General features: G+C 71.2%; 9 protein-coding genes. 8 read left to right on the top strand and 1 reads right to left on the bottom strand.

Going from position 1 to position 14,188, the window contains the following annotated elements; genetic code table 11:
* Positions 1–86 precede the first annotated feature (86 nt).
* The 4 genes from GT042_RS21780 to GT042_RS21765 all read left to right on the top strand — a co-directional run bounded on the left by GT042_RS21780 (position 87) and on the right by GT042_RS21765 (position 8,164).
* A complete protein-coding gene (locus GT042_RS21780) occupies positions 87–1,499 on the top strand; it encodes a GH1 family beta-glucosidase (RefSeq protein WP_161310409.1) in 1,413 nt (470 codons plus the stop codon).
* 44 nt (positions 1,500–1,543) lie between these two features.
* Complete coding sequence (locus GT042_RS21775) at positions 1,544–3,439, top strand: discoidin domain-containing protein (RefSeq protein ID WP_161310408.1); 1,896 nt, start codon at positions 1,544–1,546, stop codon at positions 3,437–3,439.
* Between the two features lie 109 nt (positions 3,440–3,548).
* A complete protein-coding gene (locus tag GT042_RS21770) occupies positions 3,549–6,635 on the top strand; it encodes a glycoside hydrolase family 3 N-terminal domain-containing protein (protein ID WP_161310407.1) in 3,087 nt (1,028 codons plus the stop codon).
* A gap of 176 nt (positions 6,636–6,811) precedes the next feature.
* The gene (locus GT042_RS21765) at positions 6,812–8,164 is read left to right on the top strand and encodes a hypothetical protein (protein ID WP_161310406.1); all 1,353 of its coding nucleotides are present in this window, start codon (positions 6,812–6,814) and stop codon (positions 8,162–8,164) included.
* A gap of 116 nt (positions 8,165–8,280) precedes the next feature.
* Here the strand turns inward: GT042_RS21765 and GT042_RS21760 are convergent, their stop codons facing one another.
* On the bottom strand, positions 8,281–8,892 hold the full coding sequence (locus GT042_RS21760) for a YceI family protein (RefSeq protein WP_161310405.1): 612 nt from the start codon (positions 8,890–8,892) through the stop codon (positions 8,281–8,283).
* Between the two features lie 283 nt (positions 8,893–9,175).
* Here GT042_RS21760 and GT042_RS21755 point away from each other — a divergent pair, with 283 nt between their 5' ends.
* From GT042_RS21755 to GT042_RS21740, 4 genes are all read left to right on the top strand, one after another.
* On the top strand, positions 9,176–9,685 hold the full coding sequence (locus GT042_RS21755; protein ID WP_161310404.1) for a hypothetical protein: 510 nt from the start codon (positions 9,176–9,178) through the stop codon (positions 9,683–9,685).
* Positions 9,686–9,843: 158 nt separating this feature from the next.
* Positions 9,844–12,243 (top strand): polysaccharide lyase 8 family protein, encoded by a 2,400-nt coding sequence (locus GT042_RS21750; protein WP_161310403.1) that lies wholly within the window; start codon positions 9,844–9,846, stop codon positions 12,241–12,243.
* A gap of 166 nt (positions 12,244–12,409) precedes the next feature.
* Positions 12,410–13,993, top strand: coding sequence for an acyl-CoA carboxylase subunit beta (locus GT042_RS21745; RefSeq protein ID WP_161310402.1), 1,584 nt, complete (start codon positions 12,410–12,412; stop codon positions 13,991–13,993).
* Positions 13,994–14,052: 59 nt separating this feature from the next.
* A partial coding sequence (locus tag GT042_RS21740) for an acyl-CoA carboxylase subunit epsilon (RefSeq protein ID WP_161310401.1) occupies positions 14,053–14,188 on the top strand: 136 nt, incomplete at its 3' end.

Below are 14,188 nucleotides of genomic sequence, written 5' to 3'. Positions count from 1 at the left end.
CTGAGCACCCCGTACCGCCGGACCCGTCCCGGCCGCCTCCGCCCACCCGCCCGCACTCGTGTGCTTTCCCCTGACCCAGGAGACCCATGAACGCCCTCACCCCCCAGGGCCTGACCCGCCCCGCCGTGGCGATCCCCGGCCTCCCCGCGGACTTCCGCTGGGGCGTCGCCACCTCCGCCTACCAGATCGAGGGAGCGGCTGCCGACGACGGCAGGACCCCCTCGATCTGGGACACCTTCTGCCGGGTGCCGGGGGCGGTCGCCGGAGGGGAACACGGCGACGTGGCCTGCGACCACTACCACCGGATGCCGCAGGACGTGGAGCTGATCGCGGGTCTCGGGGTCGACACGTACCGCTTCTCGCTGGCCTGGCCGCGCATCCAGCCCGGCGGTACGGGACCGGCCAACGCCAAGGGCCTGGACTTCTACAAGCGCCTGGTCGACGAACTGCGGGACCGGGACATCACCCCGTGGATCACGCTCTACCACTGGGACCTCCCGCAGGAGCTGGAGGACGCGGGCGGCTGGCCGGCCCGCGACACCGCCTACCGCTTCGCCGACTACGCGGCCCTCGCGTACGACGCCCTCGGCGACCGGGTCGAGCACTGGACCACGCTCAACGAGCCCTGGTGCTCGGCGATGCTCGGGTACGACCTGGGCCTGCACGCCCCCGGCCGCACCGACTTCGGCGACGCCATCCACGCCGTCCACCACCTGCTCCTCGGCCACGGGCTCGCCGCCCGGCGGATCCGGGACGCCGCCGGGGACCGGCCGCTGGAGCTGGGCATCACCCTCAACCTCGGCACCGCCACCCCCGAGACGGACAGCGAGGCCGACGCCGAGGCGTGCCGCCGCGCCGACGGCCTCGGCAGCCGCCTGTACCTCGACCCGCTCGTCCACGGCCACTACCCCGAGGACATCGTCGCCGACCTGGCGGCGCGCGGCGTCGAGATCCCCGTCCAGGACGGCGACCTGAAGACCATCTCCACCCCGATCGACATCCTCGGGGTCAACTTCTACCGGGGCACCCTCTTCTCCGGAGTCACCGAGGAGGGGTCCCCGGTGGGCGCCGACGGGCTGCCCGTCACCCGTGGCGTCCCCCGTGATCTGCCCCGTACCGCCATGGACTGGGAGATCACCCCGACCGAACTGACCGATCTGCTCCTGCGCCTCCAGCGGGAGTACGCCGTACCGACGGTGATCACCGAGAACGGCGCCGCGTTCGACGACGTGGTGGCCGCCGACGGTTCCGTCCCGGACGCCGACCGCACCGCGTTCCTCGCCGACCACATCGAGGCCGTCGCCGCGGCCCGGGAGGCGGGGGCCGACGTACGCGGCTACTTCGCCTGGTCGCTGATGGACAACTTCGAGTGGGCGTACGGCTACGACAAGCGCTTCGGCATCGTCCGCGTCGACTACGACACCCAGGTCAGGACCCTCAAGGACAGCGCCAAGTGGTACCGCGACACGATCGGCCGCACCCGGGCCGCCCGGCGGTAGCACGCACCGCACCCACCCGCACTCCCCCCACCCCGGAGGCAACGATGCCCTCGCGCACCACACTCCTCGCCACCACCGCCGCACTGGTGGCCCTCTCCGCACCGCTCGCGTTCGCCGCGCCCCCGCCCGCGTCCGGGGCGGTCCCCGCCAAGGCCGCCGCGGTGGCCGCCGCGCCCTGGAACGCCGACCAGGCCGCCGCCTCCTACGCGATCAGCCCGGCCCGGGTCACCTCCTCGGGCAGCGAGAACCCCGACGTCGGCCCCGGCAAGGCCTTCGACGGCAACGCCGCGACCCGCTGGGGCAGCAACTTCGCCGACAACGCCTGGATCCAGGTCGACCTGGGCAGCTCGCTGCGCATCAACCAGGTCAAGCTCGAATGGGAGGCCGCGTACGGCAAGCAGTACGTCCTCGAAGTCTCCAAGGACGGCACCAACTGGACCAACTTCTACACCGAGACCGACGGCACCGGCGGCACCGTCACCGCCCACACCTACCCCCAGGAGGTCACCGGCCGGTACGTCCGGCTGCGCGGCGTCCAGCGGGCCACGGCCTGGGGCTACTCCCTCTTCTCCTTCCAGGTGTACGGAGGTGAGGTGGCGCCCGCCTCCACCACCCGTACCAACCTCGCCCTGAACCACCCCGCGTACGGCAACCTCTACCAGTACGCGGGCAATTCACCGGCCTACGTGACCGACGGCGGCTGGCCGGCCGACCTCAAGGGCGACCAGACCCGCTGGGCCAGCGACTGGAACGTGGACCGCTGGGTCGGGGTCGACCTGGGCGCCTCGTCCCGGATCGAAGCGGTCGACCTGTACTGGGAGGCGGCCTACGCCGTCGACTACGAACTCCAGGTCTCCGACGACAACCGCACCTGGCGCACCGTCTACCGGCCCTCGGCCGCCGACGTCGCCGCCCGCCGCGCCGACATCAAGGCCCCGGGGGAGGCGGCCGGCCGGCGCGACACCGTCAACCTCCCGACCCCGGCGACCGGCCGCTACGTACGGATGCTGGGCAAGGAGCGCCGCTCGTTCTACAACCCGGCACCCGCCACCGCCCAATTCGGCTACTCCCTCTACGAGTTCCAGGTGTGGGGGACCGGCGGCAGCGCCAACGCCGCCTACCCGGCCCTCCCGAAGAACTCCACGGGCGCCTACCGCACCACGTTCTTCGACGACTTCACCGGCTCCGGGCTCGACCGCAACAAGTGGCGCGTGGTGCGCACCGGCCAGGAGATGGGCTCGGTCAACGGCGAGTCCCAGGCGTACGTGGACTCGGCCAACAACATCCGCACGGAGAACGGCACTCTGGTCCTGGAGTCCAAGTACTGCAAGGGCTGCACGACCGTCCCGGGCGGCGGGACCTACGACTTCACGTCGGGCCGCATCGACACCAACACCAAGTTCGACTTCACCTACGGCAAGGTGAGTGCCCGTCTGAAGCTCCCCGTCGGGGACGGCTTCTGGCCGGCGTTCTGGCTGCTCGGAAGTGACGTGGACAACCCGTCCGTCTCCTGGCCCGGTTCGGGTGAGACCGACATCATGGAGAACATCGGCTACGGCGACTGGACCAGCACCGCGCTGCACGGGCCCGGTTACTCGGCCGACGGCAACATCGGCAAGACCCAGACCTTCCCGGGAGGGGGCCGCGTCGACCAGTGGCACACGTACGCCGTCGAGTGGCAGCCGGAGGGCATGCGCTTCACCGTCGACGACCGTGTGGTGCAGGAGACCTCCCGGCAGAAGCTGGAATCGACCCGCGGCAAGTGGGTCTTCGACCACAACCAGTACGTGATCCTCAACCTCGCTCTGGGCGGCGCCTATCCGGCCGGCTGGAACAAGGTCACCCAGCCCTACTGGGGCCTCCCGCAGTCGAGCGTGGACCGCGTCGCGCAAGGCGGGATCAAGGCCGAGGTGGACTGGGTGCGGGTCGAACAGAAGTAAGGCCGACCGGCGCCGGGAAGGGGTGACACCCCTTCCCGGCGCCGACCGGTCCGCTACGCCCCCGGTGACACCAGAGTCACCGGGGGGCACCAGGGACACAAGGAGCACCATGCAAGGCACACGTGTCAGACCGAGACCGGGCACCAGGACGGCGGCGCTGCTCGCGGCGGCCGTCCTGGCGGGGCTGCTGCCCCTCGCCGGCACCGCGTCGTCCGCCACCGCGGCGGACGACCCGGCCCCCGTCGCCGTCGACCGCTTCGAGGGCGAGATCCCGTTCGCGAACCCACCCGCGGAAGGCATCTTCACCTGGGGCGGGGACGCCGACGACCCGCCGACGCTGAGCATCGCGGACCGGGCGGACGCCCCCGAGGGCGCCAAGGTCCTCGAAGGCTCCTACAACGTCAGCGGGTACGGCGGGTTCAGCCACGACTTCGCGTTCGACAAGCCGTCGCACGACTGGTCGGCGCACCGGGGCATCCGCTTCTGGTGGTACGGCCAGAACACCGCGCCGCTGCCGCCCGGATCCGGCAAGAAGATCGCCTTCGAGATCAAGGACGGCGGCGCCAACGGCGAGGCCTCCGAGCTCTGGAACACGTCCTTCACCGACGACTGGGAGGGGTGGCACCTGGTCGAGATCCCCTTCGCGGACTTCCAGTACCGCACCGACTACCAGCCCGTCGGCGGCATCGACCACGTCCTCGGCCTGACCGAGATGTGGGGCTACGCCTTCACCATGCCCACCGGCGCCCCCGGGCGGTTCGCCCTGGACGGCGTGGAGTTGTACGGCAAGGCCGACCCGAGCCTCAAGGCGAGCGTCGTCACCGACGCGGCGGTGTACCCGGTCAAGGAGGGCGCCACCGCTCAGGTGAAGGTCTCCGTCGCCACGACCGGCTCCGTCCCCGTCGACGAGCCCGTGACCGTCGACTACACCACCGAGGGCGGCACCGCCGAGGCGGGCAAGGACTACACCCCCGTCTCCGGTACGGTCACCTTCCCGGCCGGCAGCGCCTCGGGCACCTCGCGGACCGTCGAGATACCGACGCTCAAGGACCGGGCCGGTGAGAGCGCGGAGACCGTACCGCTGAAGCTCACCGTCACCGGCGCCAAGGCCCCGGTCGAGAACCCGACGGTCGTCGTGGACGCGCACGGCCTGCCGTACCTCGACACGAAGCTCCCCGTGAAGAAGCGGGTCTCCGACCTGGTCTCCCGGATGTCCCTCGCCGAGAAGGCCGGCCAGATGACCCAGGCCGAGCGCAACGCGCTCACGGCCCAGGGCGACATCGCCGCGTACGACCTCGGCTCGCTGCTCTCCGGCGGCGGCTCCGTGCCGACGCCCAACACCCCGGCCGCCTGGTCGAAGATGATCGACGCCTTCCAGCTGAGGGCGCAGGCCACCCGCTACCAGATCCCGCTGATCTACGGCGTGGACGCGGTGCACGGCCACAACAACGTCGTCGGCGCGACGATCATGCCGCACAACATCGGCCTCGGGGCGACCCGTGACCCGGCGCTGGCGGAGAAGACCGGCGCGGTCACGGCGAAGGAGGTGCGGGCCACCGGCATCCCGTGGGACTTCGCGCCCTGCGTCTGTGTCGGCAGGGACGAGCGCTGGGGCCGTACGTACGAGACCTTCGGCGAGGACCCCGCCCTGGTGACCTCCCTGGACACCGTCGTCAACGGCATGCAGGGTTCGGCCTCCGGCAGTGACCTGGACCGCAACGACAAGGTGCTGGCCACGGCCAAGCACTTCGTCGGCGACGGCGGCACCGAGTACGGCTCGTCCACGACCGGCTCGTACACCGTGGACCAGGGCGTCACCAAGGTCACCCGCAAGGAACTGGAAGAGGTCCACCTCGCGCCGTTCAAGGACGCCGTGAAGCGGGGCGTGGGCACGGTCATGCCCTCGTACTCCTCGCTGGACATCACCGACGACAACCTGGCGCCGGTCAAGATGCACGCCGACGGCGCGATGATCAACGGTGAGCTCAAGGACAAGATGGGCTTCAAGGGCTTCGTCATCAGCGACTGGCAGGCGATCGACCAGATCCCCGGCGACTACGCGAGCGACGTCCGTACGTCCGTCAACGCCGGGCTCGACATGATCATGGTCCCGACCCGCTACAAGGACTTCACCCAGACCCTCCAGGCGGAGGTCACGGCCGGCCGGATCACCCAGGCCAGGATCGACGACGCCGTCTCCCGCATCCTGGAGCAGAAGTTCCGGCTGGGCCTCTTCGAGAAGCCGTACGCCGACACCACCCACCAGGCGGAGATCGGTTCGGCCGCCCACCGCGCGGTGGCCCGCCAGGCCGCCGCCGAGTCCCAGGTGCTGCTGAAGAACGACGGCGCGGTCCTGCCGCTCAAGCCGTCGCAGAAGGTGTACGTGGCCGGCTCCAACGCCGACGACCTCGGCAACCAGGCGGGCGGCTGGACCATCAGCTGGCAGGGCGCCTCGGGGAAGACCACCACGGGTACCACCATCCTGGAGGGCATGAGGAAGGCGGCCCCGGACGCCACCCTCACCTACTCCAAGACCGCCACCGAGCCCACGGCCGGCTACGACGTCGGCGTGGTCGTCGTCGGCGAGAAGCCGTACGCGGAAGGCATCGGTGACGTCGGCAACGGCCACGACCTGGCGCTGAGCGCCGAGGACAAGAAGGCCGTCGACACGGTCTGCGCGGCCATGAAGTGCGCCGTCCTCGTCGTCGCCGGCCGCCCGCAGCTCATCGGCGACCAGCTCGGCGACATCGACGCGCTCGTGGCGTCCTGGCTGCCGGGCACGGAGGGCGACGGCGTCGCCGACGTCCTCTACGGCAAGCGGGCCTTCACCGGTCAGCTCCCGCTGACCTGGCCGAAGTCGGTCGAGTCGCTGCCGATCAACGTCGGTGACGCGTCGTACGACCCGCAGTACCCGTACGGCTGGGGTCTGACGACCCTCACGGCGCCCCCCAAGGGCGGCCAGGCCACGCTCGCCGCGATCGGACTCGCGGCGAATATCCTCCAGAAGGCCGGGCTGGGCAGGTCGGCGCAGGGCAGGGAACTGGTCGGCCAGGCCAGACTCCTCGTCCAGCAGAAGATCGGCCAGTCCGTGACGGCCGCGTCGGCGAAGCCCTTCGCCGATGCGGACCACCTGCTGCTCACCGGTGACCTGTCCGGTGCGGTGGCGAAGCTGACGGCGGCGTACAAGGCCGCCTGACCGGGCGCGAAACCCCCAGGTACGAGGCACCCGAGCCGGCGGGCTCGGGTGCCTCTCCCTTTGCCGGGCGCCTGACCCCCTTGGCCGCTGTAGCCGCCCGCCCCTTTGTCGCTGTAGGCGCCTTCCTCTTTGTTGCTGTAGGCACCACTTTGGTGTGATTCGGGTAACTTCGATCCATGAGGACCAGGCTCTTCACCGCACTGTCCGGGTTGCTGCTCGCCTCGGCCGCCGCCCTCACGGCGGCCCCCGTCACGCCACCGGCCGAGGCCGCCACCGGCCCCGGGACCGCCGCGGACGCCCTCAGGAAGAACCCGGTGTACGTGGACCCCCGCGCCACCGGCCAGCTGTCGCTGCCGCAGGCCGACGCCCTGGCGAAGAAGATCCGGGACGCGGACAAGCCCCTCTTCGTGGCCGTCCTGCCGCAGAACGCGCAGTTCCCGCCCGACAGCGTGCTCCGTACGATCCGCGCCGAGACGGGCGTGACCGGCCTCTACGCCATCCGCCTGGGCGACGGCTTCAACGCGGGCGCCGACCCGTCCGTGCTGTCGGAGCGCGCGGTACGGAACCTCACCGCCGCGGTCAAGGTCGGCTCCCCGGACGCCGTGACCGAGCTGAACAACTTCGTCGACCAGGCCCTGCCGCAGACGCGCGGCCACGCCCCCGACTCCTGGGGCTCCAGCGGCAACGGGGACGGCAACGACGGGAAGGAAGGACTGATCGCGCTCGGCGGGCTCGTGGTGGTGGGCGGCGGGGCGGCGTACGCCGTCACGAGCCGGAACCGCCGCCGGCGGGACGAGAAGCGGCAGGAGGCCCTGGAGAAGCTCCGGGTCGTCGTGGACGAGGACATCACGGCGTTCGGCGAGGAGCTGGACCGGCTGGACTTCCACCCGGCGGAGCGGGGCGCGGACGAGTCGATGCGTACGGACTACGAGCGGTCCCTCGACGCGTACGAGAAGGCGAAGTCCCTCATGGGGTCGGCGCGGGCGCCGGAGGACGTGCGCGAGGTGACCGAGGCGCTGGAGGACGGCCGCTACCACCTGGCGATGCTGGACGCGCGCAGAAAGGGCGCCCCGCTGCCGGAGCGCCGTTCGCCGTGTTTCTTCGACCCGCGGCACGGGCCTTCGGTGGCCGACGCGCGGTGGGCCCCGCAGGGCGGGGTGGTCAGGGAGGTCCCCGTCTGCGCGGCGGACGCGGCGCGGCTGGCGGACGGGGAGGACCCGGAGGTTCGTACGGTCGGTACGGAACAGGGCCCGCGCCCCTATTACGAGGCCGGGCCCGCGTACGGGCCCTGGGCCGGGGGGTACTTCGGCGGCGGGCTGCTGCCGGGACTGCTGGCCGGCACGCTGCTCGGCGCGGCCATCGCCTCACCGGGCTACGCCGCCGACTACGGCGGCGGCGAGTACACCGGGTTCGACGGCGGGGACACCTCGGGCTCGGACTTCGACCCGGGTGACTTCGGGGGTGGCGGGTTCGGCGGGGGAGGGGACGGGGGCGGTGGCGGCGGGTTCGACGGCGGGGGCGGCTTCTAGCTCCCGGCTGCTGGATCCGGCTGGATCCTGCTGGGAGCAGGGCCGTACCGAGGCTGGTGCCTCGCCCCCGCCGGTCGCGTACCGGCGCGTGTCCTCGCCCCGGGGGGCACGACGGGTCAGACGGCCTCGGGGGCCTTCTTGATCGCGCTGATGTCGAAGAGCAGCTTGACCTTGTCGGAGACGACCACGCCGCCGGCCTCCAGCGCCGCGTTCCAGGTCAGGCCCCAGTCGGAGCGCAGGATGGTGGCGCCACCCTCGAAGCCGACCCGCTCGTTGCCGTAGGCGTCGGTGGCCGCGCCGTTGAACTCCAGGTCGATGGAGAGCGGCTTCGTGACGTCCTTGATGGTGAGGTCGCCGTTGATGCGGTAGGACTCGCCGCCCAGCTCCTCGGCCGAGGTGGACGTGAAGGTCATCTTCGGGAACTGCTCGGCGTCGAAGAAGTCACCCGTGAGGAGGTGGCCGTCGCGGTCGGGCGCGCCCGTGTCCACGCTGGCGATCGTGACGACGATCGAGGCGGTGGAGTGGGCGGGGTCGGTGCCGTTCAGCTCCAAGGAGCCCTCGAACTCGGTGAAGGCGCCGTGGACGTTGGTGACCATCGCGTGGCGCACCGAGAAGCCGATCTTGCTGTGGCTCGGGTCGATGGCGTACGTGCCGGTCAGGGCGACCAGGGCGGGGTCGATCTCGCGGGTGGCGGTGGTGCCGTCGCTCTTGCGGCCGAAGAGTGCCATGTCGATCTCCTGTGAGTAGATAGGTAGGCGGTGCAGTAGTTCAACATTCAATGAATGCCGGACGAGCGCAACCATAGACCTGTCTGGTTCGGATTTCAACTATGTCCCTCGATCGAGGGAACTCCTTTACCCGAGGCCTCCACGACCCCTTCACGGGCCCGCTCCCCACGCCCTCTGGCGGACGCGCGTAGATGTCGGGCAGGATCGCCCTGCGCCACCCGCACCGCCTGCCCAGCCGTCCCACCGGCCCGACATCATCGTCACCAGCAGGAGGAATCCCCCCATGAAGCTCCGCTCCGTCCTCAGCGCGTTCGCGCTCGTCCTGGGCGCGCTCCTGGCCCCCGGCTTCGGCGTCCTCACCGCCACGTCGGAGGCCCAGGCGGCCACGAAGATCTCCCACGCGACGGCGACGTCGATGTTCAGCTCACGCGGCATCACGTGGTCGTCGTCCGGCGGCTGCTCGAACCGCAACAACGCGACGTGTACGTCGTTCGACCAGCTCAACCAGGCGACCGCACAGGGCGCGCAGACCCTGCGGAGCGCGACGGGCTGCGCGCTGAACATCACGGGCGGCACGGAGACGGGCCACGCGAGCGGTACGTACTCGCACTGGAACGGCTACAAGCTCGACTTCGGCAAGTCGACGTGCCTGACGAACTACGTCAAGAACACGTTCACGTACATCGGCGTGCGCGGGGACGGCTACCCGCAGTGGCAGGCGGGGTCGGGGAACATCTACGCGGACGAGGGCAACCACTGGGACGTGACGTTCTACAACTGCGGCGGTTGCTAGTCCGAACGCCTTGTCCTCAAGCGCCGGACGGGCTGATTTTGCCCGGCGTGGTCCGGCTTGCTGGGGGTGTGGGTCGGGGGACAATCCGAACGGACCTCGGCCCCCACCCAAGCCCGTCCGGCGATTGAGGACAAGACGGGCGCGTACGGGAGGTACGTATGACCTGGGGCCGGCGCCAGCTCCTCGCGGCCACCGCCACCACCCTCGCGCACCCCGCGCACGCAACCGCCCCCGACCCTCTGGACAGCCTCCGGCACCGCTGGGCCGCCCTCCACCTCGGCACCGCGTACGACGCGAACCAGGAGCCCTACGCCTCCCGCCTCACCCGCACCGGCACCCGCGCCGCCCAGCACCAGAAGAGCATCGCCCCCACCCCCACCTCCCTCTGGCCCGACCACCCCTTCGACCCGCCCGCCGGCATCACCGCCGGCTACGGCCGGCTCCTCACCATGGCCGAGGCCTACGCCCGCCCCCGCACCGGCCTCACCGGCGACCCCGCCCTCCTCGCCGCCGTCCTGCGCGGGCTCGACCACCTCGCCGCGACCGTCTATCACCCCGGCACCACGCCGTACGGCAACTGGTGGGAGTGGCGCATCGGCAGCCCCCGACACCTCCTCGACACCGTCGCCGTGCTGTACGACCACCTCGGCGCCGCGCGCCGCGACGCCGCCTTCGCCGCCGTCGACCACTTCGTCCCCGACACCCTCCTCACCGAGTACTCCGGCATCAGCACCGGCGCCAACCGCGTCGACCTCTGCCGCTCGGTCGCGCTGCGCGGCATCCTCGGCCGGGTGCCCGCGAAGATCGCCCTCGCCAGGGACGCCCTCTCGCCCGTCTTCCCGTACGTCACCAAGGGCGACGGCCTCCACGCCGATGGCTCGTTCGTCCAGCACACGTGGGTCGCCTACTCCGGTACATACGGCCAGGTCCTGCTCGACGGACTCGGCCGGCTCTTCACCCTCCTCGACGGATCCCCCTGGGCCGTCACCGACCCGAACCGGCAGATCGTCCTCGACAGCGTGGAGCGGGCCTTCGCGCCGCTGATCCTGGACGGTCTGATGATGGACAGCGTCAGTGGCCGGGCCGTCAGCCGCGGCCACCTCAGGGACGACGACCTCGGCGTCCTGCGGAGCGACCACTTCCACGGCCAAGCCCTCATCGCGGCGATCCCGCTCCTCATGACCGTCGCGAGCCCCGCAGAACGCACCCGCTGGACCGCGCGGGCCAAAGGCTGGATCGAACGCTCCGCCGCCCCCGGCAGCCCCTCCCCGATCCTCACGGCCCCGCAGTTCGACGTCGCCGACCTCGCCCGGCTGCACGCCCTCGCGGACGCGCACGTCCCCGCCGCCCCCGAACCGGTCGGCCACACCCTCTTCCCCGGGATGGACCGGGCCGTCCACCGCCGCCCCGGCTGGACCGCCAACCTCGCCATGGCCTCCGAACGCATCGCCTCCTACGAATGCGGCAACGGCGAGAACCCGCGCGGCTGGCACACCGGCGCCGGAATGCTCTACTGGTGGACCCCCGGATCGGATGAGTCGGACAAAGGCCACCGGCCCGACGCCGCCCGCCGCCTCAACGACCAGTACACCGACTGGTTCTGGCCCACCGTCGACCCCTACCGGCTCCCCGGCACCACCGTCTCCACCCGCCGCCTCCCCGACCGGGCCGGCGGCGAATGGGGCGCGCCCCGGCCCGCCGTCCGCTGGGTCGGCGGCTCCACCGACGGGGAGTTCGCCTCCGTAGGACAGCACCTCAAGGGCCTCGGCTCCACGCTGGAGGCCCACACGTCCTGGATCTTCGCCGCCGACGCCGTCGTCTGCCTCGGCGCCGCCATCACCAGCACCGACGGCGTCCCCGTGGAGACGGTGGTCGACAACCGCAACCTGGGGGAGGCCGGGACCGCATCAGGGCGGCACTCCTTCACCCTCGACCCCGCCCCCCGCCCCCGCTGGGCCCACCTCACCGGCCACGGCGGCTGGGTCTTCCCCGGCGGCGCGGCCCCCGGCACCCTCCGGACCCTCGAAGAGGCCCGCACCGGCTCCTGGCACGACATCAACACCACCAGCACCACCGAGCGGCGCACCCGCCGCTACCGCACGCTCTGGCTCGACCACGGCACCGACCCCGTCGCGGCGTCGTACCTCTACCTCCTGATGCCGGGCGCCTCCCGCCGTACCGTCGCGGCCCGCGCCGCCGACCCCCACTGGCTGGCGCTCCTCGCCCACACCGGCGACGTCCACGCCGTGGCGGTCCGCTCCCTCGGCCTGACGGCCGCGAACTTCTGGCGGGCCGGTACGGCGGGCCCGCTCACCGTGACCGCCCCCGCGAGCGTGCTCGTGCGGGAGCGGGGACGTACCGCCACGATCCATCTCAGTGAGCCGGTACGCTCCGGGCGGCCGGTGGAGGTCGTCTGGGACCGGCCGGTACGGCGGGTGGTGGCGGCCGACCCGTCCGTGGAGGTGCTCGCGGCGGGGCGTAGCGTACGGCTGCGGATCACCCCGGGGACACGCGGCGGCAGCCACCGCTGCGAGGTCACTCTGCGTGGAGAGCCGTGATGACTCTTCGCCGACATCTATGGAAACCCTACAAGTACTAGGTGTTCCGAGCTATGAGGTCGCGCCCATTCGGGTCGCGTTCTGTCCAGCTCCACCAGGAATCGGGGCAGGAGACTGTGTGGAGTCTACGGAGCCATTTGCCCCTCGGTGTTCGTAGGGTTGGAACATGACCGTAGTGGACGAGAAGCCGAGCGAGCCCGCCGACGCCCGTGGCCGGGTGGCCGAACTGCACGCCCTGCGCGAGCAGGCCCGCCGGGGGCCGAGCGACCGGGCCACCGAGGCCCAGCACGCCAAGGGTAAGCTGACCGCGCGTGAGCGGATCGACCTGCTGCTCGACGAGGGATCGTTCAAAGAGGTCGAGCAGCTGCGCAGGCACCGGGCGACCGGATTCGGCCTGGAGGCGAAGAAGCCGTACACGGACGGTGTGATCACCGGCTGGGGCACGGTCGACGGCCGTACGGTCTTCGTGTACGCGCACGACTTCCGGATCTTCGGCGGCGCGCTGGGCGAGGCCCACGCCACCAAGATCCACAAGATCATGGACATGGCCATCTCGGCCGGTGCCCCGCTGGTCTCCCTGAACGACGGCGCGGGCGCCCGTATCCAGGAGGGCGTCTCCGCGCTCGCCGGCTACGGCGGCATCTTCCAGCGCAACACCCGCGCGTCCGGCGTCATCCCGCAGATCAGCGTGATGCTCGGCCCGTGCGCGGGCGGCGCCGCCTACAGCCCCGCCCTCACGGACTTCGTCTTCATGGTCCGCGAGACCTCGCAGATGTTCATCACGGGCCCGGACGTGGTGAAGGCCGTCACGGGTGAGGAGATCACCCAGAACGGCCTCGGCGGCGCCGACGTGCACGCCGAGACCTCCGGCGTCGCGCACTTCGCGTACGACGACGAGGAGACCTGCATCGCCGAGGTGCGCTACCTCCTGTCGATGCTCCCGCAGAACAACCGCGAGAACCCGCCGACGGTCGACTCCGAGGACCCGGCGGACCGCCGGTCCGACGTCCTGCTGGACCTGGTCCCCGCCGACGGCAACCGCCCGTACGACATGCACAAGGTGATCGAGGAACTCGTCGACGACGGCGACTTCCTGGAGATCCACGAGCGCTGGGCCCGCAACATCATCTGCGCGCTCGCCCGGATCGACGGACAGGTGGTCGGCATCGTCGCCAACCAGCCCCAGTCCCTCGCCGGGGTCCTGGACATCGAGGCGTCGGAAAAGGCCGCGCGATTCGTCCAGATGTGTGACGCCTTCAACATCCCGATCGTCACCCTCCTGGACGTACCGGGCTTCCTGCCCGGCGTCGACCAGGAGCACGGCGGGATCATCCGGCACGGCGCCAAGCTGCTGTACGCGTACTGCAACGCGACCGTGCCGCGGATCTCCCTCATCCTGCGCAAGGCGTACGGCGGTGCTTACATCGTCATGGACTCCCAGTCCATCGGCGCCGACCTGACCTACGCCTGGCCCACCAACGAGATCGCGGTGATGGGCGCCGAGGGTGCCGCCAACGTCATCTTCCGCAAGCAGATCGCCGAGGCCGAGGACCCCGAGGCCATGCGCGCGCGCATGGTCAAGGAGTACAAGGCGGAGCTGATGCATCCCTACTACGCCGCGGAGCGCGGCCTGGTCGACGACGTCATCGACCCGGCGGAGACCCGCGAGGTGCTCGCGAGCGCCCTCGCGATGCTCCGCACGAAGCACGCCGACCTGCCGTCGCGCAAGCACGGCAACCCCCCGCAGTAGTAGCCCTCGCAGTAGAACCCCCGCAGTAGCCCTCGCAGTAGAAGACGGAGACCGACTCCATGAGTGAGCCCACCAACGATTCCCTGCTGCGTGTCGAGAAGGGTCAGGCCGACCCCGAGGAACTCGCCGCGATCACCGCGGTCCTGATGGCCCGCGCCGCCGCCCGCTCCGAGGCCCCGGCCGTCGGCCGCGGCC

Origin of the sequence: Streptomyces sp. SID3212 (genome assembly GCF_009865405.1) — a bacterium.
In the GTDB taxonomy this organism is placed as follows: Bacteria; Actinomycetota; Actinomycetes; order Streptomycetales; family Streptomycetaceae; genus Streptomyces.
This window is presented reverse-complemented; position numbering and strand designations above follow the sequence as displayed.

Excerpts from the sequence above, each read along its gene's own strand:
- GT042_RS21755 (WP_161310404.1), top strand. The coding sequence starts at position 9,176 with ATGAAGCTCCGCTCCGTCCTCAGCGCGTTCGCGCTCGTCCTGGGCGCG.
- GT042_RS21750 (WP_161310403.1), top strand. The coding sequence starts at position 9,844 with ATGACCTGGGGCCGGCGCCAGCTCCTCGCGGCCACCGCCACCACCCTC.
- GT042_RS21780 (WP_161310409.1), top strand. The coding sequence starts at position 87 with ATGAACGCCCTCACCCCCCAGGGCCTGACCCGCCCCGCCGTGGCGATC.
- GT042_RS21745 (WP_161310402.1), top strand. The coding sequence starts at position 12,410 with ATGACCGTAGTGGACGAGAAGCCGAGCGAGCCCGCCGACGCCCGTGGC.
- GT042_RS21770 (WP_161310407.1), top strand. The coding sequence starts at position 3,549 with ATGCAAGGCACACGTGTCAGACCGAGACCGGGCACCAGGACGGCGGCG.
- GT042_RS21775 (WP_161310408.1), top strand. The coding sequence starts at position 1,544 with ATGCCCTCGCGCACCACACTCCTCGCCACCACCGCCGCACTGGTGGCC.
- GT042_RS21760 (WP_161310405.1), bottom strand. The coding sequence starts at position 8,892 with ATGGCACTCTTCGGCCGCAAGAGCGACGGCACCACCGCCACCCGCGAG.
- GT042_RS21765 (WP_161310406.1), top strand. The coding sequence starts at position 6,812 with ATGAGGACCAGGCTCTTCACCGCACTGTCCGGGTTGCTGCTCGCCTCG.